Genomic DNA, 25540 nt, shown 5'->3' with positions numbered 1-25540 from the left:
GGCGCAGGCGGGCCGATGTCGGCGGGGTTTTCATGGGTAGGGGCATAGTATGGCATGACCCGGCGGGGCCCGTGAGCAGTGGCGCCTTTCCTTTTTTTATTCGCCTTGTAAAGAAATTGAGGGGGTTTCCGGCGTAGGGAGGCTGCGGTTACCAGGCTTTGGGTAGTGGTCTAATGATATTGCGCGCTGGCGATGCGCCCTCTGTCAGTGCTTCTTCCAGGTGCGACAAGAGCGAAATGTTCCCCTCCGCTGAAAGAAATGGGAGCCATTCCAGTACTATTACCGGGGCGTTCCGGGCTGGCCCGCCACCCGAGAAGTGGATTCGAACAGCCCCGTGCCGTATCGTTGAACGCGAAGCCAAGAACGGGCTGTTGCCCGTCACAATAACCACTCCAAGGAGCACCGCAATGTTGAAGAAAACGCTGATTGTCGCCGCCACCGGGCTGTTCGCCACCGCCGTCGCCGCCGAGTCCAGGCTGTTCAAGCCGGAAGACGCGGTGGAGTACCGCCAGTCCATCTACCAGGTGATGCGCGCCCAGGTGGGGGTGATCGGCGCCATGACCAAGGGGGATATCGATTTCGATGCCGAGGTGCTGCATCAGCGCGCCCTGAACATGGGCAATGTGGCCGGCCTGCTGGGGGAAACCTATTTTCCCGAAACCAGGGGCGTGGCCGGCAGCAACCTGCTGCCCAAGGCCTGGGATGACATGGACGGCTTCAGGGCCAAGGGGCAGACCTTCGGCACCGCCCTGCAGGAGTTGGTCGAGGTGTCCGGCCAGCCCGGTTTCGATGCCGGGCAGGCCCGTCCGGCGGTGGCCAAGGTGATGCAGAGCTGCAAGAGCTGCCACGACGACTACCGCAAGTAAGGATAAAAAGGAGCCGGAAGGCTCCTTCTTGGTTAAAGACCGTTGAAAATCAGCCACACCAGGCCATAGGCCAGGGCCACCGCCGGCACGAACCGGAGCCAGGGGAAGGCCTGGGGATGGGGTTCCCGCAGGTCGGACACCTGGCCTGCGTCCGCCGCCTTGCGGCCGGTGATCATCGCCTTCACCAGACCCTCTCCCCGCAGTTTGTACAGCCCGATGGCCAGCAGGTGCAGGCCGACCAACAGCAGCAGCCCGTCATAGAACCAGGACTTGTGCCACCGGGTCATCCGGTCCGATATCTCGCGGGAAACGCTGTCGTACAGGGGGCCGTTGTAAAAGATGTCGTCGGTGGTGAACAGGCCGGTGGTGGCCTGGAACAGCAGGGTGCCCAGCATGGCCAGCACCATGATGCCGCCCAGGGGGTTGTGGCTGAGGTAGAGGGGTTTCTCCGGGCCAAGGGCGGCACGCAGGTAGGCCAGGATGTGTCCGGGATGATAGACAAAATGATTGAAACGGGCGTAGGGAGTACCGATAACGCCCCAGATGATGCGATACAGCAAGAGTCCCAGCATCAGCCGGGCAAACAGCATGTGCCGATCCAGGTCTTCGCCGGCGGAGTGCCACAACAGGTACAAGAGCACCGGCAGGCTCCAGTGGAAGACCCGGACGGACCAGTCCCAGACCTTGACCGGACGGTGGGGAGGGGTGTTCATGGATAAGTTCTCCTGTGCGGTGGTGATGCTGCAAAATATGTTGGGATGTGTTTGTTATTTAAGCCTTTGCCTAGGTTGTCTATGACAAGCGGCGGCCCGCGTCATGGGTGACGGCCAGGAACAGGGCGAAGCGCCCAAATAAAACATCCCGGTGAAAACCGGGATGCGGGGAGCGGAGCGGGTGCCCGTTATTGCGACTGGCGTTGCCGTTGGCGCAGCTCGGTCATGGCCTGGCTCAACCCCTGACGATATTGGGTGCGCGTCAGGGCGTTTATCTCCTCCCATTTGTCACGGGGGGCAAAATTCACCTTGGTTTCGGTCACCACATCCTGGCCCTGCAGGGCTATCCAGCGGGGATCGTAGTTGCGGCTTTGCTGGCTGTCCCACTCCAGGACCTGTGCCACTATGGCTTCCAGCCGATCCGGATTATTCAACGCATGGGGGATGATACTGGTGCCGAAGCGCTGGTTCAGCTGGGTCACGGCGCCATGGGTGGTGTTGTCGCCGGACTTGTTGGCATCGCTGCGTGCCCGCAGCTGGGCGGCATAAAACCAGAAGGTGGCCTGGTCCTGATAGTCGTTGTCGAACATGATGGCGGAGATCAGGTACAGCACCGGTGGGGCATAGTCGTTGGGGCTTTGCAGTATCTCGTTGATGGTGTCGGCATTGCCGCCGGTAATGGCATCCATCGCCTGCTGGGAGCGGCTGACATCGATCTGGGTGAATTCGCCCTTGGGCACGACGTCCTGTTCCTGCTGTTGGTTGTTGCCGGTGGTCGATGGCGGCGCAGGGGTTTGTTCGGTGGTTTGCTGGCCGGCACAGGCGGCCAGCAGTCCGCAGAGCAACAGGGGGTACAATTTCATGGTTTTGCCTCATACTGAACGATAGTTTCCAGCAAAGCGGGAAATGATGCTCAGGTCAAGGGGGAGAGGGGCAAATTCCACTGCCGGGCTGCGGCGTGAGGGCGCAGGCCGTCCCTCATGGTCACTTTATGACCCAGGCTATTCGGGTTGCGGGCGGTTTTGCCAGAACAGGCGGATATCCTGCCGGTAGGAGGCGGGAATGCTGCGGGAGCAGCTCAAGACCACGCCGCCGCCTCTTTTTACGCCGCGGATGGTGCCTTTGAGGGTGCGGGCATCCTGCACCAGCTGCTGGCAATGGCTCAGCAATGCCTGGGGCGGGCGGCCGCGTTTTACATTAAGATGAATGCCTTTGATGGTGATGCAAAAGCTTTCCTGGCGGCGACGGAGCAGGTACAACAAACCGAACAACGCCGTCGACGTGACGACCAAAATGCTAAACATTGTTTTCCTCCCTGAAAAACAGCTGTTAAAGCCGAGATGATGACAGTTTGAGCGATAAAGGCAAGTCGCCCTCATGACACCCACGCTAAAAATACGTATCGCCAGCTTCAATGTAGCCCTGGATCGCCGGGTGCCGGGGCAGCTGGCCGCCGAAATCGCCGGGGCGGGCAGCACCCAGCTGTACAATATCGTCCGCATCCTGCAGCAGATCCGGCCGGATATGGTGCTGCTGAACGAGTTCGATCACGACGGCGAGGGCCGGAGTGATGCCCACCTTAGGCTGTTCTGCAAGCGTTACCTGGCGGCGGGCGAGCGGGGCATCGACTATCCCTATGCCTATCTGGCGCCCACCAACACCGGCCTGCTGGCGCCGGTGCCCCTGCACGGCGAGGGCGAGCCCCGACTGCCCGAGGACGGCCTGGGTTTCGGCGCCTTCCACGGCCAGTACGGTTTCGCCCTGTTGTCCCGCTATCCGCTGCGGCCGGAGCTGGCGCGCAGCTTCCGCCGCTTCCTGTGGCGGGACATGCCCGGCGCCCGGCTGCCGCAAACCGAAACCGGGTCCTACTATTCGCCGGCGGCACTCGGGGTGCTGCCGCTGTCGTCCAAGAACCACCTGGACATGCCGGTCGAACTGCCCGGCGGCCGGCTGCTGCACCTGCTGGCCTGCCACCCGGCGCCGCCCATCGACGAAGGTCCCGAGCGGCGCAACAGCTGCCGCAATCACGACGAACTGCGGCTGTGGCACGACTACATCCGCCCGGGGCGGGGGCACTACCTGGTGGATGACGCCGGGCGGCGCGGCGGCCTGGTCGACGGCGCCGACTTCGTGATCCTGGGGGATCTGAATGCCGATCCCCTGGACGGCGACGGCTTTCGGGGGGCCATCCAGGCTTTGCTGGCCGATCCCGCGCTCAACCGCAGCGTGGCCCTGGGCCGGCTGCGGCCCGGCTCCCGGGGCGGTTTCGCCCTTAAAGGGGTGGGGGGACGCCGGGGCTCGCCCCGGCACTGGACCCACAGTCAGGGGCTGCGGCTCGATTATGTGCTGCCCGGGCACGGGGTGCGGGCCCTCGCCAGCGGGGTCTATTGGTTGCCGCCGGCTCATGCCCAGGCCGATCTGTTCTGGAACCAGGCGGGGCAGCCGGAGCGGAGCGCCAGCTCGGATCACCGCCTGGTGTGGGTGGATCTGGCGGTGTGAGGGCCTTCACGCTTTGACCATTGCGGGCGCCAATAACGCGAGCGATATCAAACATTGAGTAATCGATGCTGGGTTTTTGGTGCTGTTGGCGATTTAATATCGCCCGAGACCCTAGATTGCTTTCGAAGTTCAGTTATCCGGGTTGGTGACCCGGATAATCAACTGGTATTCTTCATTGCGGGCAAGCCTGATGGCTTGCCCTTTTTCTTGCCCGAAATTTTTCCGGCCGGGTCACGACGGCAGATGCCCGGGAGCCGTTGCTCGATGTTCGGCAGCCGCCGCACCGGGGCGGTTCCGGGCGCGTGCAGGCTGCCATTTCGAGCGACGCCGTGAGCGCCATCCCCTGTTGCCGCTCGGAAAGATCGGGAGTGATTCATCTTTGCTGACAGAGTTCGTCGCAACGGCGATAATGCTCGCCGGTTGGCCGATGGCCAGGTGAACGGACGAGAGAAACAAGATGAAAAAGATAGTGGCGGGCGCCATGGCGCTGTTGGTGGTGGGGTGTGCCAGTGAGAGTTATGAGAAGGGGGGAGAGCAGTACCGTTATTATCCCCCGGTTGCCAAGGCAACCAACAATACCCTGGAGATGGTGACCCCGGTGGATCTGGTATGGGCCCGCGCCGAGAAGTGGTTCAGCGATCAGGGGCTGACCATTGAAAACAGCCAGCGCGGGGCCGGCCTGATGACCGCCAGCGCCGAACAATCGGCCGATGGGCTGGCGTGGCTGGATTGCGGCACCATGGGATCCAAAGTGGCGCTGGGCAACCCCAACCTGCAGGTCAACCTGATCATCACCCAGAGTGGCAACAACAGCGTGGCCACCGTCAGCGTCAAGGGCAACACCGAGCTGTTCTTTGTCGAAGCCTCGGGTGAGCGTATTCCGGCTCCTTCCATCAAGCCGGTCTGTGTCTCCCGCGGCAGCCTGGAGCAAGGCCTGTTTGCCACCCTGGACGGCTGATCCGGCGTACGCCGCCGCTCGGTAAGACAAACCCCGTTGCCCACAACGGGGTTTTGTTTTAAGGGCTCCCTGCCAGGACCCGTTGGCTTCATCTCCCTGGCGGGCGAGGGGCTCATATCACCCCTGTTATTGCTGCCGCTGGCGCAGAAAGGCCGGTATGTCCAGGCCCTGGGGGGCGGATTCCGCCTGCACCGGCTGGGGCCGCTCCTGGGGTTTGGACGGCGCTATGGTCTCCTTGGGAGCTTGTATGCCGGTGGCGATCATGGTGACCTGGATGCTGTCGGTGAGGCCGGGATCCAGGCTGATGCCGGACACCACTGTGGCGTCTTCCCCCACGCACTCCGCCACCCGGTCGCCGATCTTCTGGAAATCGTCCAGGCCGATGTCCGGGGAAGCCACCACGTTGAGCAGCACGCCCCGGGCCCGCTCCAGCTCCACCTTTTCCAGCAGCGGGTTGTTCAGGGCCTGCAGGGTGGCGTCTTCCACCTTGTTGTCACCCGTCCCCAGGCCGATGCCCATCACCGCCTTGCCCTGCTGGCGCATGATGGTGCGCACGTCGGCGAAGTCGATGTTGATAAGGCCGGTCTGGCCGATGATGTCCGCCAGGCCCCTGACCGCGTTCTGGATCACCTTGCTGCTTTCGCTGAAGGCGGCCAGCAGCGGGGTACGCGAGCCCAGCACCTTGAGCAGGTAGTCGTTGGGCAGCACCAGCAGGGCGTCGGTCTGTTCGGCCAGGGCCAGCAGGCCCCGATCCGCCGCCTGGGCGCGTTTCTTGCCTTCGAAACCGAAGGGGCGGGTCACGATGGCCACCGTCATGATGCCCAGCTCGCGGGCCACCTGGGCCACCACGGGTGCGGCGCCGGTGCCGGTGCCGCCGCCCATGCCGGCGGTAATAAAACACAGATCCGCCCCTTTCAGCTGGCTGCGGATTTCGGCCAGGCTCTCTTCGGCGGCACGGCGGCCCACCTCGGCCTCGGCGCCGGCACCCAGGCCCCGGGTCAGGATCTTGCCCAGTTGCAGGGTCGCTACCCGGCTCTGCTGCAGGGCCTTGGCGTCGGTGTTCATGGCCACTATGTGCACGTGCTGGGGCAGGGCGGCCTCGGCCAGCAGGTTGACGGTATTGCCGCCGCAGCCGCCGACGCCGATGACGCTGATATGAATGGCGTCGCAATCCGGTTCGGCCGGCTCAAAAAAAAGGTCGCTCATCCGCTACTCCGTGAAAAAAACAAAGGGGCTGAACCAGTCAGCCCCCGGGGACGATATATTGATGAGGAATCAGCGATTTTTCAGTGATTCCGGCGCCAGTACTTCGACTTTTCCCGCCATATCGGTCAACCAGCGGCGAAACTCGGGCGAATCTTTCACGTCGGTTTCGACCATCATGCTCTGCTTGTCGTAACGGGTCAACCTGGGGTTATTGCCCGGAATGGAATCTTCCATTATGGCCCGGCTGGGATTGGAAATTCGCCCGACGAAGTGGATGGTTTCCGCTTCTTCTTCGTAGCCTTTCTCGCGGATCAGCTTGTTGACGCTGAATTCCCGCGGTTGGGTAACAGGACGACTGGTCAGTTCCACTTCTTTGATGTGTTCGAAGGGAATGCCGTAAATCTTGGGATCCATGTCCGACACCGTGCACAGCAGCATGGGGCCGTCCTTGCGGCTGACGATGCCGAGCGGGTTGACCTGTTCATAACGCAGCCAGACGGTGCGGCCCTTGATCACCCGCTTTATTTCGGCGCTGAACTTACGGCCACGCCACAGGGCATCGCGGATGGTGGTGGCGCGGCGCATTTCCGGGCTGCCCGGGAACGGCTTGGGCAACTGCACCACGTTTTCCATCCAGCGACTGGCCAGCTCGCTCTGACTGTCCTTGATAACCTGGGTGGCCTTGTCGATGATGGGGTTGAGTTCGGCCAGCACGCTGGCCGGCAACAGGTCGGCGGCCTGGTCGTTCCAGGTTTTCAGCGCCATGGCCAGACCCAGTGGCATGAAGTTGGCGAAATCGTTCAAACCATTACGTTCGAAGCACCAGCCATGGGGCTTGCTGCGATCATCGGAGGTGAGATCGAACAGGCCCATACCGGACATTTCTTCCAGATCCCGCTGTACCGTGCGCAGGCTGACCTGGATGCCTTCTTCTTCCAGTTTTTCTTGCAGCTGGCGAGCGGTCAGCTTGTACGGACGATAAGGAACACAGCGCGCCAGGGTCAATTGTCTCAGCAGTTTCTTACTCATGGTTATGCCCTCTTGCATGGGATGATTCTATCCTAGGTACAGGATGTGACAAGTTCTGTCGCAACCTTTCCGCAGGCAACTGTCGCCGTTTTTCTACAAACGACCATTTACGGTCTGATCCTGACGCTAAATAGCGGTTGCCTTTTTTCCGCGCATATGACTATAAGTATTTGAAATACCGACATCTTATCCGGAGCGCCATGAAGATTTTATTGAGTCTGCTGCTGCTGTGCACCAGCCTGGCCTGGGCCCAGCCCGTGCCGCCGACCCCCTTTGAAAACGGGAAATTTCTGACCCTGCCCGACAGTCGCGACATCGGCCGCTACCTTGCCGAGCTGGATGCGCTGTCGCCCGAGGCGCGGCTGGTGTCGCTCGGCACCTCGGCCGGCGGCCGGCCGATAGAGGCGCTGCTGATGTCCGAGTCGCCCGCCTTCCTGCGGGAGTACGCTGCCGAAGCGGGCAAGCCGACGGTGATGATCTTCGGCTCCCAGCACGGCAACGAGCCCTCCAGCGCCGAGGCCATCCAGCAACTGGCACGGGAGCTGGTGGCCGGAGAGCATCCGGTGCTGTTGAGCAGGCTTAACCTGGTGCTGGTGGCCATGGCCAATCCGGACGGGCGGGATCTCTCTACCCGGCATAATGCCAACGACGACAACACCAATATCGATTACGTGGCGCTCAACGCCGGGGAGACACGATTGCTGGTGGATGCCCTGCATACCTTCGACCCGGATGTGGTGTACGACGCCCACGAGTCCGGAATCTGGAAGCGGGTGCTCACCAGGGAGCAGGGCTGGATGACCGATGTGGAAGCCCAGTTCGACATGGGCAACAACCCCAATATCGACGGGCCGCTGCGCGACTACACCGAGCACCGGCTGCTGCCGGCCCTGATCGAGCGGGTATCCGACGCGGACCTGGCGGCGGTGCGCTACCGGGGCGAGATCACCGACATCAACCAGTCGGTGGCCCGCGGCGGCCTGGGCATCACCAACCTGCGCAACTATGCGGCCATGCAGGGGCGCATCTCCATCCTGGTGGAAAACCGGCTGGACAATAAGGACGGCAGCTATCCCACGCCGCGCAACATCGCCGAGCGGGTGCGCAAGCAGCACCTGAGCATGCTGACCATGCTGGAGCTGGTGGCGGACGAGAGTGAACAGCTGGTGAGCCTGTCGCGCCGGGCCCGGCAGCAGTGGCAGTCCGGCACCGAGGACGGTCGCACCCTGTGGATGGGGGTGAGCTTCGATGTGAACCGGGACGAGCCGGAGGTGACCCTGCCCCTGGTGCGCTTCGCCGACGGCCACAAGCAACAGCACCGTTTCCGCAACCACGACGCCATCGTCACCCGGGAGCCGGTGCGGCTGGCCGATGCCTATGCGGTGACCCGGGAACGCCAACGCATGGCGGACTGGCTGGCGCGCCATCATATCGCCTTTGAAACGGTGCGGGCGCCGCGGGAACTGGTGGCGGAACGACTGGTGATCGAGCAATTGTTGCCGCAGCCCAAGGCCAGGCCGGGGGTACGGGAGAAGGTGCAGGCCAGGGTGAGGGTAGAAGAGCGCAAGGTCAGCCTGCAACCGGGGGATCTGCTGGTGCCCATGAGCCAGCCGCTGGCGCCCCTGGCCGCGCTGATGCTGGACCCGCGTTCCGCCAACGCCCTCTACCAGGAGAACGAGTGGCGCTGGCTGCAGTTGGGCGAGTTTCCGGTATTTCCGGTGCGCTTGCCCTGAACCGGTGATGGCCGAGGCCGGAATAGCGGCCTCTGTCTGTTGACAAAGCCCGGCAGCCTGTTTTTAGCTGGCCATTCTCCCTTCGATACGGAGGTTCAACAGCCGTCATCTCCGCGAAGGCGGAGAACCATGACATATTGCACTGGACTCCCGCCTTCGCGGGAGTGACAACAAAGTCATCCGAAGGGGTATCGGTAGTCTGACTGGCTTCAGTGCCTACAGCGCCAGCCAGGAGAGTGGGGACTTGCTGACGGCGGCGCCGTAGATATAGGCGAAGATGGCGATGGCCGCCAGGGTGGCGCCCAGGCGCTGGCCCCGGGTCTTGCCGCGCTTGATGGCGATGGTGCCGACCACGATATAGAGCACCAGGCCGATCAGCTTGGCGGTGAGCCAGGGGCTGTTGCCGAAGGGCACCTGCTTGATCTGCACCGCCAGCCAGATGCCCAGCAGCAGCAGCAGGGTGTCGTTGACATGGGGCAGTATCTTCAGCACCTTGTTGTTGATGCGGGCGGGGGAAGGTACCGCCAGCCAGGCGCGCAGCATGAACAGGGTGATACTGATCAGGGCAAACATCATATGGGCATGTTTGACGGCCAGGTAGGACATAATAACTCCAAAAAAGACAATAAGATGGCGTAATGGTCCCAGCATACCGCTTTGCCGCCGTCCTGAATACTGAGGAAGATCAAGCGGGCCGTGCGCCCGGCTGTTAACCTTGAGGCCAGAATACGGTCTGATCACATTCAATTACCGAGGTGACTGCGATGAACAAATGGTGTTATGGCCTGATGACCCTGTTGGCCGGTCCCGTACTGGCGGCGCCGATGACGGTGTACAAGTCCGAGTCCTGCGGCTGCTGCCAGCACTGGATCGAACACATGGAGGAGGCCGGTTTCGATATCGAGGTGGTCAACACCGACGACCTGGCACCGGTCAAGGCCAGGGCGGGGCTCAAACCCGGGCTGGCGTCCTGCCACACCGGTTTTATCGACGGCTATGTGATCGAGGGCCATGTGCCGGCGGCGGACGTGCAGCAACTGCTGGAGCAAAAGCCGGCGGTGCGCGGCCTGACCATCCCCGGCATGCCCCAGAGCGCGCCGGGCATGGACATGCCCGGCACCCCCTACGAGGTGCTGAGCTTCGACGAGCAGGGGAGTACGGCGGTGTTCAATCGTTACCCAGGATGATCTCGTCCGGTTCGAAGGCGATAAAGCGGCTGCCCTGGAACACCAGGGTGCCGGTGTTTTCCCTGGTCAGTTGTTCGTAGAGATGCTCGCTGACCCTGAATTCCCGCTCATCCCCGCCCGCCAGGGGGCGGAAGCGGACATAGTAATTTACCCGGGGCGGCGGCAACTCGGTATTTTCCTTGCTGGTACGGCCCATGTACTCCCTGGTGTACTTGTGGGCCACCGCCACCCTCAGGCTGTGCTGGGGCTGGCCGCTGTTATGAAAGTGGGTATAGAGTTGCCGGCCCACCACCAGGGCGGCGATGGCGATGATGCCCCAGAGAACGATTTTATCCATGACGCTTACCCCCTGTTGGCTTCAGCTTAATGGTTGTGCGGGGTCGCGCAAGCTGATTTGATTAGAGTAACGATTGAATCTGTTAAAGGCGAGAGGGATGCGACGACTGCTGGCTTGCTGCCTGCTGCTGGTGTCCGGCACCCTGTCGGCCCAGTGGCTGCCCGAGGGCCTGAGTGCCCGGGCCAGCCTGGCCCGGGCCCAGGTGCCGGCCTGCCCGCGCGAGCAAGCCGAGGGACTGACGCTGGAGCTGGAGCAGGGACGGCTGCAGGGCCGGTTGGCGCGGCTCAGCCTGGATCTGACCTGCTCGCGCAGCGGGGGCGGCAGTGCCGAAGGCGAGAGCGATGCCCTCTCCCTGCTGCTCACCCTGCCGCCCATCGATTTCCGGGTCGAAGACCTCACCCTCTACCTGCCGCGGGGAGTGGCGACCGGCGCGGCCGAGCTGCGCCATCGGCAACAGCACCTGGATATCCTCTGGCAGACCGAATCCGGCGTGGCCAGTCTGTCGCTGCTGCCGGAGCGGCAGGGCTGGCGCTGGCAGGGCGAGATCCCCGGCGCCGTGCTGGTCCCCGGGCTGGGCCAGCGCCTGACCCTGAGCGGCGGCTGGCAACCCGGGCAGGAACTGACGCTGAGTGCCGGGGGCGCCTTGCCGCTGCCGCTGAGTGGCGACTGGCGGCTGCAACTGGCCGCCGTCGAAGGCGAAGCGGGCTGGCAGCTGCAACCCGGTTCCCGCTTGCAGATACCGCGCCTGAGCTGGCAGGAGCTGGAGCTCGGCCAGCTTGAGCTGAGGCCGGTGGGGGCCCAGTACCTGGATGGTCCCTGGCAGGCACGGCTGAGCTGGCGGCAGGGACGCTGGGGGCGGCAGGTCCTGCCCGACGCCGCCCTGACGCTGGCAACCTCGGCCGGCGATCGCCGGCGGGGCAGCCTGGCACTGGAGCTGAGTCCGGTATTGCGGCTGAGGGGCGATTGGCGCTATGACCAGGGGCTGGCGCTGAGGGTGCCGGAGCAGTCCCTGCCCGTCACCGGATTATGGCAATGGCTGTCCGGCTGGCTGGCGTTGCCGGCGGGATTGGAAGCCGCGTCCGGCAACCTGGTCTTATCGCTGGCCGCCCCGGACTTGCTGGCGCCCTCCCGTCCGGTCAGCATCGGGCTGGCGCTGCGGGAAGGGCGGCTCAGTTACCGGGACATGCTGGCCGAGCAGGTGGCGGCCGGGCTCAACCTGCAGTGGCGGCAGGGCCAGCTGCATACGGTCGGGAGCAATGGCCTGACGGTGGCGGCGCTGGATGTGGGGGTGCCCATCACCGACCTCAGTGGCGCCGTGCAGCTGCGGCAGGGCGTACCCTGGCTGTCCGGGCTGACCGCCCGGGCATTCGGCGGCCAGGTGGCGCTCTCGCCCATGGCCTTGACCGCCACCCCCAGGGGGGAGCTGCACTTCAGCGACATCTCGTTGGAGCAGATCCTCGGTTACACCGCGGTCAGCGGCCTTACCGGCAATGGCAAGCTGCACGGCCGGCTGCCCTTTTCCTTCGCGCGGGGGCTCAGCGTGACCGGTGGCCGGGCCCATAGCGAAAACGGCTGGGTTTCCTACCAGGCCAGTGACGAGTTGCTGGCGTCGGGGGCGAGCAACCTGTCTCTGGGGCTGACCCTGGGCCTGCTCAGCGACCTGCGCTACGATCGGCTGGAAGCCGAGATCTCCATGGCGTCCGACGGCAAGGCGGTGATCGAGAGCCGGCTGCAGGGGCAGGCGCCGGTGATGGGGCGGATGCACCCGGTGAACTTGAATTATCACCATGAGGAAAACCTGTTACAGTTGCTGGCAAGCCTGCGCTTTGCCCGCGACCTCAGCGAGCGGTTGCCGGTACGGTTACAGGGGGAGTGAGTAGATGATGAAAGCTGCGGCAGTGATCAGCCTGTTATTGCTGACCGCCTGTACACCCCGGGTGGAGGTGGTGGTGCCGGACAAGCCCATTACCGTCAACCTGAATGTCAAGGTGGATCACGAAATCCGGATCCGGGTCGACCGGGAGCTGGAAGCATTGTTTGAACAAGAGAAAGAGCTGTTCTGAGGGGGTCGAGATGCGGTGGTTGGCTTTTATGTTGGCGGCAACCCTGAGCTGGTCGGTGTGGGCGTTGGATCTGCAGCAGGCCAAGCAGCAGGGGTTGATCGGCGAGCAGCAGAATGGCCTGGTGGGCGCGGTGCAGAGCAATGCCCAGGTCAATGCCATAGTGAACGATATCAATCGCAAGCGGCTGGAAAACTACCAGGACATCGCCCGGCGTACCGGCACCAGCCTGGCCGTGGTGCAGAGCCGGGCCGGGCAGTTGAATATCGAACGGACTCCCGGCGGTCAATATGTTCAGTTGGCCGACGGCAGTTGGCTACGTAAGTAGTTACTTTCCTCCCGGGGGCCGGATAATCCGGCTCCATTCGGGCTTTTAGCCCGTGTTTCTTCGCAATTTTCACCAAATCCCTTGGTTAACTTCCTCTTCCGCGGTTAATATCTGTCTGTTTTTTGTGCAGTGAGATGAAGGAGCGGCGTGTGCGCAATAGGGTTAGGCTTTGCTTGATGTTAGCATGGGTGGCTTGTGCCAAACCCTATGCCAAAGGTACTGATTTGGAAATAAAACCGCCGGTTGCCAAGAAGATTCCTCACCTCCTGCTCAACCACGATGACGTCCGGGTGGACAACTACCACTGGCTGCGGGACGACGAACGGGATGATCCCGAGGTACTGTCCTATCTGGAGCAGGAAAACCGCTACAGCGAGCAGGTGCTTACCCCGCTGAACGAACTGCAGGAAAGTCTGTTCCAGGAAATGGTGGCCCGCATCCGCCAGGACGACAACAGTGTGCCCTACCTGAAAAAGGGCTACTGGTACCAGACCCGTTACCAGCAGGGCCAGGAATACGGTATTGTCGAACGCTACCCCGACGGCCAGCCCGAACGGGTGGAGGTACTGCTGAACGGCAATGAACGGGCCGGGGAGCACAACTACTATGGCATGGGGCAGCTGGCGGTCAGCCCGGACCAGCGGATCCTGGCCTTTTCCGAAGACTTCGTGTCCCGCCGCCAGTATCAGATCCGCTTCAAGTCGCTGGAGACCGGCGAACTCTATGATGAAGTGCTGGAACACACCTCCGGCAACCTGGTGTGGGCCAACGACGGCAAGACCCTGTTCTACGTGAAGCAGGATGAAAGCACCCTGCTGCCCTACCAGGTTTACCGCCATACCCTGGGCACCGACCAAAGCGAAGATGTGCTGGTGTACGAAGAGAAAGACAGCAGCTTCTATACCAGCATCTACAAGAGCCGTTCCGAGGATTACATCGTGATCGGCGCCTGGAACACCGACGCCAGCGAGATCAGCCTGGTGCCGGCGAACGCGCCGGACACGCCGGCCCGGGTGTTCCTGCCCCGGGAGCACGGCCATGAGTACGACCTCGATCACTATCAGGGCCAGTTCTACCTCCGCTCCAACAAGGACGGTGCCAACTTCGGCCTTTACCTGGCGAAGGAGGCGGGGGCCAGCGACCAGTGGCAGCCGCTGATCCCGGCCCGGGACGAGGTGCTGCTCGAGGGCTTTGCCCTGTTCCGCGACTGGCTGGTGCTGGAAGAGCGCCGCGAGGGGCTGGTGCACCTGCGCCAGATCCACCGCCAGGACGGGCGCGAGCATGAGATCCGCTTCGACGATCCCGCCTATGTGACCTGGCTGAGCGCCAACGCCGAGGCCGATACGCCCTGGCTGCGCTACGGCTATTCCTCCATGACCCGCCCGGTCACCACCTATGAAGTCAACATGGATACCCTGGAGCGGCGTGAGTTGAAGCAGCAGTATGTGGGCGAGCAGTTCAACGCCGACGATTACCGCAGCGAGCGGCTGTGGGTGACCGCGCGGGACGGCGCCCGGGTGCCGGTGTCCCTGGTGTACCGGGCCGACAAGTTCAAGCGCGACGGCAGCAATCCGCTGCTGGTGTATGCCTACGGCTCCTACGGTGCCAGCCTGGACCCGGATTTCAGCAGCTCCCGCCTGAGCCTGCTCGACCGGGGCTTCGTTTACGCCATCGCCCATGTGCGCGGCGGCGAAGAGCTGGGCCGCGACTGGTATGAGCAGGGCCGATTGCTCAGCAAGCAGAATACCTTCCACGACTTTATCGACGTGACCCGTGACCTGGTGATGCAGGGCTATGGCGACAAGAGCCGGGTGTTCGCTTCCGGCGGCAGCGCTGGCGGCCTGCTGGTGGGTGCCGTGGTCAACATGGAGCCGGATCTGTTCAAGGGGGTGGTGGCCGCCGTGCCCTTCGTGGACGTGGTGACCACCATGCTGGATGAATCCATCCCGCTGACCACCGGCGAGTACGGCGAGTGGGGCAACCCGGCGGAGCCCGACTATTACCACTACATGAAGTCCTACAGCCCCTACGATCAGGTCAAGCCCCAGGCCTACCCCCATATGCTGGTGACCACCGGCCTGCACGACTCCCAGGTACAGTACTGGGAGCCGGCCAAGTGGGTGGCCAAGCTCAGGGAGATGAAGGTGGACGACAACCTGCTGCTGCTGCACTGCGACATGGACAGCGGCCACGGCGGCAAGTCAGGACGCTTCGAATCCTATCGGGAGCTGGCCCGGGAATATGCCTTCCTGCTGGCCCTGGCGGATGAAGAGCAGGGCACCCGCCTGGCGGCCGGCCTGAACGGCACCGGTGAAGTGACCCACTAAAGACCAGGGCCGCATTGCGGCCCTGGTGCTTTTAGTTGCCCGGCTTGGGCGTGTAGATGGGGGTGGGAAAGGGCGTGACCTTGTCGCCCAGCTCGGTGAGCCGGGCGGCGCCGCGTTTCTCCACCGCGTCGATACGCAGTATCTGGTGCAGCGGGATATAGGTGCGGTTCACCTCGGCAAACTCGCTTTTCAGTTTGTCTTCCGCCGGGTCCACCAGCAGCGAGGTGCGGGTGTCCCACACGAAGTCCGCCAGCTCCACGAAGCCGAACAGGCTGCCCTGGGTCACTTCCCGCACATAGATTTCATAGTGTTTGCCCGCGTTGACAAATTGCACGCGATACAACAGCTCAGCCGATTTCATCTGACCAATCCACTCCGGATAGTTCGTCCACGGGCGGCCTCAGCCGCCCACCGACTGGATGATCACCACCAGCACCAGCACCGGGCAGACCAGCCGCACGTACCAGGGCCAGATCTTCCAGAACAGGCCCTGCTCCAGTTCGGGGCTGCCGGCCTTCAGCTCGGCCAGTACCTGGCTGCGCTGCCACACCCAGCCCGCGTAGAGGGTGATGCCCAGGCTGACCAGGGGCTGGGCGTACTGGGTGGTGAGGGTGATCACCAGTCCAAACAGGCTGCCAAAGTTAAACACTATCACCGCGCTTATCAAGGTACACAGGGCGGTCATCAGCCAGGTGGCCTTGAGCCGGGACAGGCCGGTGGACTCCATGGCCAGGGACACCGGCGCCTCCAGCATGGAAATGGCGGAGGTCAGCGCCGCCACTATCATCAGCACGAAGAAGGCGAAGGCCACCGGGTACCGGGCCTGGCCCATGGTCTCGAACAACGCCGGCAGTACCGAGAACACCAGGGTGTCGGAGCTGAGCAGGCTGCCGTCCGCCCCGAAGATGGTCACACCGTTGTGTTGGGCCACATACATGGCGGGCAGGATCAGCAGGCCCGCGAGAAAAGCCACGCCGGTGTCCAGCAGGGTCACCTGGGCGGCGAGGGCCGGTATGCTGGCCTGGCGGCTCAGGTAGGAGCCATACAGCATCATCACCGCCGCGCCCAGCGACAGGGAGAAAAAGCTCTGACCCAGGGCGCCGATCAGTACCTCACCGTGGAATACCCGGGAAAAGTCCGGTACCAGGTAGGCCTTGAGACCGACCCCGGCGCCCGGTTGCAGCAGCATGTAGCCGGTTAGCAGCACCAGCATCACCAGCAGCAGCGGCATCAGCCGGCGCGACCACTGTTCTATGCCCTTTTCCAGGCCGCGGCTGACCACGTAGAGACTGAGCAGGGCGAACAGCAGGGTGAACACCAGGTTGCGGGAGCTGGAAAAGCCGGTCAGCCAGTCCGCTCCCTCGGCGGCGCCGGCCATCCTGGCGAGGGGCTCCAGCGCATAGGCGACAAACCAGCCGGACACGATGGCGTAGAAGGTGAAGATCAGGCTCACGGTCACCACCGCCGCCAGTCCCACCAGGCCGGCGACGGCCTTGCCCGCCGGGTTGCCGGTGAGTTGCTGCAGGGCGCGGAAAGGGCTGGCCTGGCCATGGCGGCCTATGGTGATCTCCGCCACCAGCATGGGATAGCCGAGCAGGAAGATGAACAGCAGGTAGACCAGCAGGAAGGCGCCGCCGCCGTTGCTGGCCGCCTGGGTGGGGAAGCCCCAGATATTACCCACGCCGATGGCCGAGCCGGCGGCGGCCATGACGAATCCCAGCTTGCTGCTGAACTGTGCCCTTGTTTCCACGTCTTGCTGCTCCTGCGGACTGTAAAGCTAACGCTACAGTCGATATTGGTTAAAAATGGCGAAGACTATGGTGTTTTGCAGCGTTTTTGTCAAAGAGAAGCTGGCTGGGCAGGGAATAACGGTGGTGGTGTTGGAATTTGCAGCAAAAAATAAGGCGGGAAGATCCCGCCTCATGCTTTAGGCAAACTGGGTGGTCAGCTTCAGCCAGTTGCGTTTCTGGGTGGTGAAGGCGGCCTTCAGCTCGTCGCAGCTCAGCTTGAGCCGCAGCTCCTCGTACTTGCAGCGTGCTGCCTTTTTCTTCAGCTCCAGCAAGGACTTGCGGGCCTGGTAGTAATCCTTGAGCTGGGCCAGCAGACGTTCGTATTCGCTGTGCAGCAGGGCCAGCCACTGCTCGGTATCGGCGCTCTGTTGCCGGCGCAGTATCTTCTGGCGGGCCACTTCCAGCCGGCGCTCCAGCCTGGCCTGCTCTATCTTCTCCTGGGGGCAGGTGCGCAGCCGTTTCGCCAGTCCCAACCAGCTCAGGGTGCGGATCAGCCACTTGGTGGGATCGTAGTGCCACCAGCGGATGCCGTTGCGATAGTCGTACTCGAACAGATGGTGGAAGTTGTGGTAGCCCTCGCCGAAGGTCAGCACCGCCAGGATGTCGTTGTCCCGCGCCGTGTTCTTGCTGGTGTAGGGCTGGCGGCCCCAGTAGTGGGCCAGGGAGTTGATGAAGAAGGTGACATGGTGGCCGAGGAAGAGGCGCAGCACACCGGCCATCAGCAGCATGCCCCAGAGATCCCCGTGCCAGAGGCCGAGCAGTACCGGCAGGCCGACGTTCATGGCCAGGGTCAGCGCCAGGTAATGCCGGTGCTGGAATTGCAGTATGGGGTTGCGCTTGAGGTCGGGGATATTGCTGTCGTCTTCCGGGTGGTAGTCGCGCAGCATCCAGCCCATGTGGGAAAACCACAGGCCGCGTTTGGCGGAGTAGGGATCCTTGTCCAGGTCGTCCACATGACGATGGTGACGGCGGTGATCGGCGCACCAGCGGAAGGCGGAATTCTGCAGCGACAGGGCGCCGCCCAGGGCGAACAGCCACTGCAACAACGGGTGGGCGTCGTAGGCCTTGTGGGCCCACAGGCGGTGGTAGCCGGCGGTGATCGACAGGCAGCTGTAGCTGAACAGCAGCAGCATGGCCAGCCATTGCCAGCCGTCGTAGCCCTGAGTCAGGCCGTACCAGGGGACCAGTACCATGGCCGCCAGCCCGGTGCCGGCGAAGAGGATGGCATTGGTCCATAGCAGAGGGGGTTTACGCATCTTGGCATCCATTGAGCGAACATCTGTACACCATTTTCATGGTGAAGGCGGGGCAGCGTCAATCATAAATTGACCAACCGGGGCTGACCGGGTTCACACAAAAAGGTATGATCCGGCCATTACAAGAGTTAGACCCTGGTGTGCCGTGGGTATTCGCGCAGAACAAAAAGAAAAGACCCGACGGTCGCTGATCGAGGCAGCCTTTCGCCAGTTGAGCGCCGAACGCAGCTTTTCCAGCCTGAGCCTGCGCGAGGTGGCCCGGGAGGCGGGGCTGGCACCGACCTCCTTCTACCGCCACTTCAAGGACATGGAGGAACTGGGGCTGACCCTGGTCGACGAAGGCGGCCTGACCCTGCGCCAGCTGATGCGCCAGGCGCGGCAGCGCATCGCGGACGGCGGCAGCGTGATCCAGATTTCGGTAAAGACCTTCATGGAATTTATCGATAGCAGCCCGGATGTGTTCCGGTTACTGTTGCGGGAACGCTCCGGCACCTCGGCGGCGTTTCGCCAGGCGGTGGCGCGGGAGATCCAGCATTTTACCGCCGAGCTGACCGACTACCTGGAGGAGCGGCAGCGCACCAGCCGCCGCCATGCGGAGGCCCAGGCCCAGGCGATGGTGACCATCGTCTTCAGCGGCGGGGCCGAGGCGCTGGACATGAACGATGAAGAGCGGGAGGCCCTGGCCGAACGCATGATCCTGCAGCTGCGCATCATTGCCAAGGGCGCGGATGCATATAACAAGGCAAAGAGGCTCTAGGCCCTACATAGGAAGGAAGAACATGTCAGGAAGTAAGCAAATTCGCCGTAAACCCATCTTGTTGGCTCTGCTGGTCGGCATCTGTGGCAACGCCACCCTGGCCACCCTGAGCGTCAGCCAACTGGCGTTTTCCATTTTCCCCATTATTTCGCTGGTGCTGGCGGCCTACCTGCTGTACCAGGAATACCTGAGCGTGCCCATGGAGGGCGATACCCCGCTGTGCACCCTGCTGAGTTTCCTGGTGGGGGTGTTCGGCTACTCCGCTTTCCTGCGCACCCAGTTCCCGGAGATGGGCTCCAACTATCTGTCGGTGATGATTTCCCTGGTGCTGGTGATCTGGCTGGCCCTGAAGATGGGCGTGGCGGTCCGGCCCAACGGCGGGAAGTAACAGCCTGCACCCTCCCGACAGCCCGCCTCCATGGCGGGCTTTTCTGTTATTGGCGCTTGTCCCGGATCACCGGCAATGCACTTGAACCGCCCCATTCCGCCCAGGAACCGTCATAGACGGCAATCTCCTCATGACCGGCGAGATGGGCCGCCAGCGCCACTATGGCGGCGGTGACGCCCGAACCGCAGCTACATATCAGCCGCTGCTCCGGTGCCAGCAGGGGCGCCAGTTTCCGCGCCAGCTCCGAGCCTGGCAGCAGGTGGCCCTGTTCCAGCAACTCCCCGAACGGCAGGCAGCAGGCGCCCGGCATGTGGCCCGGGCGCACCCCTGGGCGCGGGTCCGGCGCCTCGCCGCTGAAGCGCTCGCGGCTGCGGGCGTCCAGTACCCGATAGCCTTGATCCTGCAAAGCGGTTTCGACCTGGCCGGCGTCCGCTATCCAGGTACTTTGCCGGTGGGCGACAAAGTGACCGGCAGCAACCGGGAGCGGCTCCCCCTGCTCCAGGGGCAGGCCGGCGGCCAGCCAGGCGGGCAGGCCACCATCCAGTACCGCCACCCGCTCATGGCCCATGGCCCTGAACATCCACCAGACCCGGGGGGCGGAAAAGATGCCGCTGCTGTCATAGACGACGAGGCAGTGGTGGTTATCGATGCCCAGCTCTGATGCCGCTTGGGAAAACAGTGCCTCGTCCGGCAGCATGTGGGGCAAGGAGCTGTGAGGATCCTTGATACGGTTATCGAAGTCGAAGAAGCGGGCGCCGGGGAGGCGTTGCCGGCGCCATTCCTGTTCGCCGCTGCGGTTGGCGGCCGGCATGTGCCAGCTGGCATCCAGCACCACCAGATCGGGGTGGGAGAGGTGGGCCGCCAGCCAATCGCAGTCCACCAGGGCCGATGGCAGTTCCAGTCTGTTCATGATCGCTCCTTTTGTTAGACCGTTTTATCCTAAGCGGTGAGCTATGCGGACGCCACGGTTTTTAAACCAGGGCAAGGTGTTGCGACTTTCACTCCTGGTCTTGTAAGAGATCTCTCAATAACGGGCCGGAGAAAACGTTTTTATATAGGGGTTTTTCACGGTGGGAGTTATATTTTTTAATTTATTATCAATTGGATATGCGTTTTTTCATGGGTGGGTTGAACTTTTTTGCGAGTTTGGTGCCTTGAGGGATTCTCAAACTTCTCTATAGTTAGAAGGGCAAGGAGCAAGGAAGTCTGTCAGGAAGACGGGCTGCCAGGCAGGCGAAAGGAACACCGCAGGATGCGGTAAGGGACACCTCCCAGGACGGAGACAGTCGAGCGGCTCAGGATGAACCGCGGTCAGGATGACTAGGACACACCGACGGATCGGGAAGAGGAACACCTTAAGGATAAGGTAATGTCAGGGATTGCAGGGAGCAACTTGGTTTAAGGATTAACCATACGACAACCCAAAAGGGGGTGACATGATGTCACCCCCTTTTTCTATTCGTGCTGGCCAGAGGAGCACCATGAGCGAGTGGATACCGGTATATCAGGCCGCCAATAGCCTGGAAGCCCACACCCTGAAGGGTGCGATGGAAGTGGCCGGCATAGCGGTGCTGCTGCAGGGGGAGGCCCTGTCCGGTGCCCTGGGGGAACTGCCGGTGAACGCGGTGGAAGTGACCCTGCTGATCCACCCGGGAGACCTGAAAGAGGCCCGGCTTATTCTGGAGCAATACCGGCGGGGGAGCTGCGGCTCCTGGCGATGCCCGCACTGTGGGGAACCCAACGCCGCCAGTTTCGAGATCTGCTGGCGGTGCGGGCAGGAACCCGAGGCCGAAGAAAAGCCGGGGTAACGCCCGTCAGCGCTGCTGCTCCATCAGTGCCTTCAGGCGGGCACGGTGGCGATGCATGGCGAAGGAGCCGAACACCAGCACTTCGATATAGTCCTTGGCTGTCGGGTGGAGGACGCCGGCGACCTGCCTGAGCATCAGCATCTGCAGCAGATGCATGAACAGCACCACGCCACCCAGTATCAGCGGCATGGAGCCGGCCTCTTCGAAACCGGGGCCGAGCAGGGCGTAGGCGATGCCGGCCCAGAACACCAGCATCACCAGCCGCATCAGAATATTCAGTACCTTCATTCTTGCACTTGCTCCCTTTGATAGAGTTGATAACAGACCTGACCGGCCTGCTTGCCTTTCAGCCGCCGCCAGTTGGCCGGCAGGAGCAGGGCCTCGGCGGCCTGCTCCCGTTCGATATAGAGCCTGGCTCCGTCGGCCAGCCAGCCGCCCTGCTCGAGCAGGCGGCAGACTTCGGGCAGCAGATCCTGGTGAAAGGGGGGATCCAGAAACACCAGATCGAAGGGGGTGGCGGCCGATTGCAGGAAGGCGAGGGCATCGGTATTGAATACTTGCCCCCGGGCCCCGGGCAGGCTGGCCAGGTTGCGCCGCAGTTGCTGGGCCACCCTGGGATCCTTTTCCACCAGCACCACCTCGGCGCCGCCGCGGGACAAGGCCTCGAAGCCCAGGCTGCCGCTGCCGGCGAAGAGATCGAGACAGCGACAGCCGCGGATATCGAACATCAGCCAGTTGAACAGGGTTTCCTTGACTCTGTCGGTGGTGGGCCTCAGCCCTTCACTGTCCAGCACCGGCAGCTTGCGTCCCCGCCACTGGCCGCCGATCAGGCGGATATGTCCCGGGCCCGAGGAGGCCTTGCCGCCTGTTTTTGCTTTCGCCATCTCGTTTCGCCGTCTTTCAATAAAATGCTAGTATAAGGCGGTTTTGCACCCCTAAGGGGCGGGTATTTTAATGAAGGGGCCGACCCTCGGCCAGTACTAATCTCCCCCCGACACAAGTGAGTAAGAGCAGGATGGCGAAAAAAGGTTTTTTCTCCTGGCTGGGCTTTGGCAAGAAACAAGAAGAACAGCAGGACTCAGAAGAGCAAAATAAAGCGGCGGCGCAGCAGGCCATGGCCTCGGAAGCCGAAGCCGGTGCCGCGGCGGAAGTGGAAGAGGCGCTGGATGAGCGCAAGGCGGAAGAGGAGCGCCTTGCAGCCGAAGCCCAGGCGGCGGAAGAAGCCCGGCTGGCGGCCGAGGCCCAGGCGGCGGAAGAAGCCCGGCTGGCGGCCGAGGCGCAGGCGGCGGAAGAGGCCCGGCTGGCGGCCGAGGCCCAGGCGGCGGAAGAGGCGCGGCTGGCGGCCGAGGCCCAGGCGGCGGAAGAGGCGCGGCTGGCGGCCGAGGCCCAGGCGGCGGAAGAGGCGCGGCTGGCGGCCGAGGCGCAGGCGGCGGAAGAGGCCCGCCTGGCGGCCGAGGCCCAGGCGGCGGAAGAGGCCCGCCTGGCGGCCGAGGCCCAGGCCGAGGAAGAGGCACGCCTGGCCGCCGAAGCGGCGGCGCGCGCCGAGGAAGAAGCCCGCCAGGCGGTGGAAGAAGAAGCCCGGCTGGCGGCCGAGGAGGAAGCGGCGGAGCAGGCCCGGCTGGCCGAGGACGCCGCCCGCGCCGAGGCCGAAGCGGCCAAGGCGCCCAAACAGGGCTTTTTTGCCCGCCTCAGGCAGGGCCTGCTCAAGACCCGGCAGAACCTGGGCTCCGGCTTTTTCGGTCTGTTCCGCGGCAAGAAGATCGACGACGAGCTGTTCGAGGAGCTGGAAACCCAGCTGCTCACCGCCGATTTGGGGGTGGAAACCACCATGTCGATCATCGACAACCTGACCCGTCAGGCCAGCCGTCGCCAGTTGAAGGACGGCGAGGCGCTGTACGAGCTGCTGAAGGAAGAAATGGGCGAGATCCTGGCCAAGGTGGACAAGCCGCTTGAGATCGACGGCGGGCACCAGCCCTTCGTCATCCTGATGGTGGGCGTCAACGGCGTGGGCAAGACCACCACCATCGGCAAGCTGGCGCGCCAGTTCCAGGCCGAGGGCAAGTCGGTGATGCTGGCCGCCGGCGACACCTTTCGCGCCGCGGCGGTGGAGCAGCTGCAGGTGTGGGGCGAGCGCAACCGGATACCGGTGATCGCCCAGCACACCGGCGCCGACGCGGCCTCGGTGATCTTCGACGCGGTGCAGGCGGCCAAGGCGCGCAAGATAGACGTGCTGATCGCCGACACCGCCGGTCGCCTGCAGAACAAGGCGCACCTGATGGAGGAACTGAAGAAAATCGTGCGGGTGATGCAGAAGGTGGACGCCGCCGCTCCCCACGAGATCATGCTGACCCTGGACGCCGGCACCGGCCAGAACGCCCTCAGCCAGGCCAAGATCTTCAACGAGGCCGTGCCCATCACCGGCATCACCCTGAGCAAGCTGGACGGCACCGCCAAGGGCGGGGTCATCTTCGCGGTGGCCGACAAGTTCGGCATTCCCATCCGCTATATCGGGGTGGGCGAGAAGATCGACGATCTGCGCCCCTTCAACTCGAAAGAATTTATCGACGCTCTCTTTAGCCGGGAAGAATAAATGATCCGCTTCGAGCAGGTTAGCAAGGTATACAGCGGGGGCTTTCAGGCCCTGCAGAAGGTCAGCTTTCACCTGCAAAAGGGTGAGATGGCGTACCTGACCGGCCACTCCGGGGCCGGCAAGAGTACCCTGCTCAAGCTGATCAGCGTGATGGAAAGGCCCACCGACGGCCGGGTGTTCTTCAACGGCCAGGACGTGAGCCGCATCCGCCGCGGCGACATTCCCTATGTGCGCCGGCGCATCGGCATGATTTTTCAGGATCACCACCTGATCAACGGCCGCACCGTGTTCGACAACGTGGCCCTGCCGCTGGTGATCGAGGGCTACAGCCATCAGGACATCCGCCGGCGGGTGTCGGCGGCCCTGGACAAGGTCGGCCTGCACGGCAAGGACCGCTACTTTCCGCCCATGCTCTCCGGCGGCGAGCAACAGCGGGTGGGCATCGCCCGGGCCATCGTCAACAAGCCCTCGCTGCTGCTGGCGGACGAGCCCACCGGCAACCTGGATCCGGAGCTGTCGATGGAAATACTGCGCCTGTTCGAGGCCTTCAACCGGGTGGGGGTGAGCGTGCTGATCGCCACCCACGACACCGGCCTGATCAATGCCCTGCGCTACCGCACCCTGACCCTCAATGCCGGCCGTATGCAGGTGGAGGAGCCCGCATGAGCAAGCAAGGACACAAAGTGGTCTGGCACCGGCGCCTGGCCATGTACTGGGTGGATCATCTGCGTCAGCTGTTCGCCAGCCTGGGCGAGCTGTGGCGCACTCCCCTGAGTTCATTGATGACCATAGCGGTGCTGGGGGTCAGCCTGGCGCTGCCGGCCAGCTTCTATGTGTTGCTGAAGAACGCCGAATCGGTCAGCCGGGCCTGGCAGAGCCAGGCCCAGATCAGCCTCTATCTGCAGCAGGGGGTGACCGAGGCTCAGCTGACCGACTTGCAGCAGCGCTTGTCCCAGCTGGAGGAGATCGACAGGGTCACCTATATCAGCCCCGAACAGGGACTGGCCGACTTCAGCGGCGCCGCCGGCTTCGCCGAGGCGCTGTCATTGCTTGAAGACAACCCGCTGCCGGCGGTGTTTATCCTCAACCTGTCCGAGAGCGGACGAGCCCCGGATGCGGCCGAACTGCTGCTGGCGGACATGCATGCCGAACCGGCGGTGGCCTCGGCCCGGCTGGATATGGCCTGGCTGGCCCGGCTGTCGGGCATCGTGGATCTGCTGCGTCAGGCGGTGGTGGGCATGGCGGTGCTGCTGTTGGCCGGGGTACTGCTGGTGGTGAGCAATACCCTGCGGCTCAACATCCTCAACTGCCGCCACGAGATCCAGGTGATGAAGCTGGTGGGCGCCACCGACGGCTTTATCCAGCGGCCCTTCCTGTATGTCGGCCTGTGGTATGGCATTATCGGCGGTTTGCTGGCCTGGTGGCTGACCCTGGTGATGGTGTTCTGGCTCAGTCACAAGGTCAGCGCCCTGGCGGCGCTCTACCAGAGCGATTTTCACCTGCTGGGCCTGGGCGTGCAGGAAAGCCTGTGGCTGCTGCTCACGGCGACCCTGCTCAGCCTGCTGGCCTCGGGCTTTTCGGTGCGCCGCCATATCAGGGCCATCGAGCCGGGTTGAACTTTTGCCCCCGATTGCGGTCTCATTTGCGCAGCGAGGGGCGATCCGGCTTGACATTTGGTATAAGATAAATAAATTTTCCGCAGCCCGGT

General features: G+C 63.2%; 28 protein-coding genes. 15 read left to right on the top strand and 13 right to left on the bottom strand.

Annotation, left to right across the window (positions count from 1 at the left end):
* The first annotated feature begins 407 nt into the window (after positions 1–407).
* The gene (locus tag ACT7DK_RS19230; RefSeq protein WP_445401999.1) at positions 408–866 is read left to right on the top strand and encodes a c-type cytochrome; all 459 of its coding nucleotides are present in this window, start codon (positions 408–410) and stop codon (positions 864–866) included.
* A gap of 32 nt (positions 867–898) precedes the next feature.
* Here ACT7DK_RS19230 and ACT7DK_RS19225 read toward each other — a convergent pair whose 3' ends face one another.
* From ACT7DK_RS19225 to ACT7DK_RS19215, 3 genes are all read right to left on the bottom strand, one after another.
* Positions 899–1579 (bottom strand): cytochrome b/b6 domain-containing protein, encoded by a 681-nt coding sequence (locus ACT7DK_RS19225; protein WP_445401997.1) that lies wholly within the window; start codon positions 1577–1579, stop codon positions 899–901.
* A 188-nt stretch (positions 1580–1767) separates the two neighbouring features.
* Complete coding sequence (locus ACT7DK_RS19220; RefSeq protein WP_445401995.1) at positions 1768–2442, bottom strand: hypothetical protein; 675 nt, start codon at positions 2440–2442, stop codon at positions 1768–1770.
* A gap of 138 nt (positions 2443–2580) precedes the next feature.
* A complete protein-coding gene (locus tag ACT7DK_RS19215; protein WP_445401993.1) occupies positions 2581–2883 on the bottom strand; it encodes a DUF3634 family protein in 303 nt (100 codons plus the stop codon).
* Positions 2884–2956: 73 nt separating this feature from the next.
* On the opposite strand from ACT7DK_RS19215, the gene ACT7DK_RS19210 reads away from it, so the two are divergent.
* Both ACT7DK_RS19210 and ACT7DK_RS19205 read left to right on the top strand, forming a co-directional pair.
* Positions 2957–4078 carry an endonuclease/exonuclease/phosphatase family protein gene (locus ACT7DK_RS19210; protein WP_445401991.1) on the top strand — a complete coding sequence of 374 codons (1122 nt, stop codon included), beginning with the start codon at positions 2957–2959 and terminating at the stop codon, positions 4076–4078.
* Positions 4079–4535: 457 nt separating this feature from the next.
* Positions 4536–5036 (top strand): hypothetical protein, encoded by a 501-nt coding sequence (locus ACT7DK_RS19205; RefSeq protein WP_445401989.1) that lies wholly within the window; start codon positions 4536–4538, stop codon positions 5034–5036.
* Positions 5037–5162: 126 nt separating this feature from the next.
* Here the strand turns inward: ACT7DK_RS19205 and ftsZ are convergent, their stop codons facing one another.
* On the bottom strand, positions 5163–6242 hold the full coding sequence (ftsZ, locus tag ACT7DK_RS19200) for a cell division protein FtsZ (protein WP_445401987.1): 1080 nt from the start codon (positions 6240–6242) through the stop codon (positions 5163–5165).
* Positions 6243–6311: 69 nt separating this feature from the next.
* Positions 6312–7271 (bottom strand): helix-turn-helix transcriptional regulator, encoded by a 960-nt coding sequence (locus tag ACT7DK_RS19195; RefSeq protein WP_445401985.1) that lies wholly within the window; start codon positions 7269–7271, stop codon positions 6312–6314.
* Positions 7272–7471: 200 nt separating this feature from the next.
* Between ACT7DK_RS19195 and ACT7DK_RS19190 the strand changes: the two genes are divergently transcribed.
* Positions 7472–9004, top strand: coding sequence for a M14 family zinc carboxypeptidase (locus ACT7DK_RS19190; RefSeq protein ID WP_445401983.1), 1533 nt, complete (start codon positions 7472–7474; stop codon positions 9002–9004).
* Positions 9005–9220: 216 nt separating this feature from the next.
* On the opposite strand, the gene ACT7DK_RS19185 is transcribed toward ACT7DK_RS19190, so the two are convergent.
* A complete protein-coding gene (locus ACT7DK_RS19185) occupies positions 9221–9610 on the bottom strand; it encodes a SirB2 family protein (protein WP_445401981.1) in 390 nt (129 codons plus the stop codon).
* Positions 9611–9768: 158 nt separating this feature from the next.
* On the opposite strand from ACT7DK_RS19185, the gene ACT7DK_RS19180 reads away from it, so the two are divergent.
* Positions 9769–10191, top strand: coding sequence for a DUF411 domain-containing protein (locus ACT7DK_RS19180; protein ID WP_445401979.1), 423 nt, complete (start codon positions 9769–9771; stop codon positions 10189–10191).
* On the opposite strand, the gene ACT7DK_RS19175 is transcribed toward ACT7DK_RS19180, so the two are convergent.
* On the bottom strand, positions 10172–10528 hold the full coding sequence (locus tag ACT7DK_RS19175) for a DUF2500 domain-containing protein (RefSeq protein WP_445401977.1): 357 nt from the start codon (positions 10526–10528) through the stop codon (positions 10172–10174). The two genes, ACT7DK_RS19180 and ACT7DK_RS19175, sit on opposite strands and share 20 nt — an antisense overlap.
* A 97-nt stretch (positions 10529–10625) precedes the next feature.
* Here ACT7DK_RS19175 and ACT7DK_RS19170 point away from each other — a divergent pair, with 97 nt between their 5' ends.
* The 4 genes from ACT7DK_RS19170 (at position 10626) to ACT7DK_RS19155 (ending at position 15243) form a co-directional block, all read left to right on the top strand.
* Positions 10626–12404 carry an intermembrane phospholipid transport protein YdbH family protein gene (locus tag ACT7DK_RS19170; protein ID WP_445401975.1) on the top strand — a complete coding sequence of 593 codons (1779 nt, stop codon included), beginning with the start codon at positions 10626–10628 and terminating at the stop codon, positions 12402–12404.
* Positions 12405–12408: 4 nt separating this feature from the next.
* On the top strand, positions 12409–12591 hold the full coding sequence (locus tag ACT7DK_RS19165; protein WP_445401973.1) for a YnbE family lipoprotein: 183 nt from the start codon (positions 12409–12411) through the stop codon (positions 12589–12591).
* A 28-nt stretch (positions 12592–12619) separates the two neighbouring features.
* Positions 12620–12916 carry a YdbL family protein gene (locus tag ACT7DK_RS19160; RefSeq protein WP_445401971.1) on the top strand — a complete coding sequence of 99 codons (297 nt, stop codon included), beginning with the start codon at positions 12620–12622 and terminating at the stop codon, positions 12914–12916.
* Positions 12917–13092: 176 nt separating this feature from the next.
* Complete coding sequence (locus ACT7DK_RS19155) at positions 13093–15243, top strand: S9 family peptidase (RefSeq protein WP_445402414.1); 2151 nt, start codon at positions 13093–13095, stop codon at positions 15241–15243.
* A 31-nt stretch (positions 15244–15274) separates the two neighbouring features.
* Here ACT7DK_RS19155 and ACT7DK_RS19150 read toward each other — a convergent pair whose 3' ends face one another.
* From ACT7DK_RS19150 to ACT7DK_RS19140, 3 genes are all read right to left on the bottom strand, one after another.
* Positions 15275–15604 (bottom strand): DUF1820 family protein, encoded by a 330-nt coding sequence (locus ACT7DK_RS19150; RefSeq protein ID WP_445401969.1) that lies wholly within the window; start codon positions 15602–15604, stop codon positions 15275–15277.
* Between the two features lie 39 nt (positions 15605–15643).
* Positions 15644–16993 (bottom strand): sodium-dependent transporter, encoded by a 1350-nt coding sequence (locus ACT7DK_RS19145; RefSeq protein ID WP_445401967.1) that lies wholly within the window; start codon positions 16991–16993, stop codon positions 15644–15646.
* 177 nt (positions 16994–17170) lie between these two features.
* Positions 17171–18289, bottom strand: coding sequence for an acyl-CoA desaturase (locus ACT7DK_RS19140; protein WP_445401965.1), 1119 nt, complete (start codon positions 18287–18289; stop codon positions 17171–17173).
* Positions 18290–18434: 145 nt separating this feature from the next.
* Between ACT7DK_RS19140 and fabR the strand changes: the two genes are divergently transcribed.
* Both fabR and ACT7DK_RS19130 read left to right on the top strand, forming a co-directional pair.
* Entirely contained in the window at positions 18435–19046 is a 612-nt protein-coding gene (fabR, locus tag ACT7DK_RS19135) for an HTH-type transcriptional repressor FabR (RefSeq protein ID WP_445401963.1), read from the top strand.
* Between the two features lie 22 nt (positions 19047–19068).
* Positions 19069–19434: a YijD family membrane protein gene (locus tag ACT7DK_RS19130; protein WP_445401961.1), complete on the top strand. Its 366-nt coding sequence runs from the start codon at positions 19069–19071 to the stop codon at positions 19432–19434.
* A gap of 46 nt (positions 19435–19480) precedes the next feature.
* Here ACT7DK_RS19130 and ACT7DK_RS19125 read toward each other — a convergent pair whose 3' ends face one another.
* A complete protein-coding gene (locus ACT7DK_RS19125; protein ID WP_445401959.1) occupies positions 19481–20344 on the bottom strand; it encodes a sulfurtransferase in 864 nt (287 codons plus the stop codon).
* Positions 20345–20915: 571 nt separating this feature from the next.
* On the opposite strand from ACT7DK_RS19125, the gene ACT7DK_RS19120 reads away from it, so the two are divergent.
* The gene (locus ACT7DK_RS19120) at positions 20916–21242 is read left to right on the top strand and encodes a putative signal transducing protein (RefSeq protein ID WP_445401957.1); all 327 of its coding nucleotides are present in this window, start codon (positions 20916–20918) and stop codon (positions 21240–21242) included.
* Positions 21243–21248: 6 nt separating this feature from the next.
* Here the strand turns inward: ACT7DK_RS19120 and ACT7DK_RS19115 are convergent, their stop codons facing one another.
* Both ACT7DK_RS19115 and rsmD read right to left on the bottom strand, forming a co-directional pair.
* Positions 21249–21530 (bottom strand): DUF1145 domain-containing protein, encoded by a 282-nt coding sequence (locus ACT7DK_RS19115; RefSeq protein ID WP_445401955.1) that lies wholly within the window; start codon positions 21528–21530, stop codon positions 21249–21251.
* A complete protein-coding gene (gene rsmD, locus ACT7DK_RS19110) occupies positions 21527–22126 on the bottom strand; it encodes a 16S rRNA (guanine(966)-N(2))-methyltransferase RsmD (protein WP_445401953.1) in 600 nt (199 codons plus the stop codon). The genes ACT7DK_RS19115 and rsmD overlap by 4 nt, the downstream gene beginning before the upstream one ends.
* 131 nt (positions 22127–22257) lie before the next feature.
* Here rsmD and ftsY point away from each other — a divergent pair, with 131 nt between their 5' ends.
* The 3 genes from ftsY to ftsX are packed head-to-tail and all read left to right on the top strand — an operon-like array spanning position 22258 to position 25448.
* Positions 22258–23832, top strand: a complete 1575-nt coding sequence (gene ftsY / locus ACT7DK_RS19105; protein ID WP_445401951.1) for a signal recognition particle-docking protein FtsY — start codon at positions 22258–22260, stop codon at positions 23830–23832.
* Positions 23833–24498, top strand: coding sequence for a cell division ATP-binding protein FtsE (gene ftsE, locus ACT7DK_RS19100; protein ID WP_094041166.1), 666 nt, complete (start codon positions 23833–23835; stop codon positions 24496–24498). It begins immediately after the preceding gene.
* Complete coding sequence (gene ftsX / locus ACT7DK_RS19095; protein WP_094041165.1) at positions 24495–25448, top strand: permease-like cell division protein FtsX; 954 nt, start codon at positions 24495–24497, stop codon at positions 25446–25448. Before ftsE ends, ftsX begins: the two co-directional genes overlap by 4 nt.
* The last annotated feature ends 92 nt before the right edge of the window (positions 25449–25540 follow it).

The organism is Zobellella sp. An-6, assembly GCF_052487945.1.
This window is presented reverse-complemented; position numbering and strand designations above follow the sequence as displayed.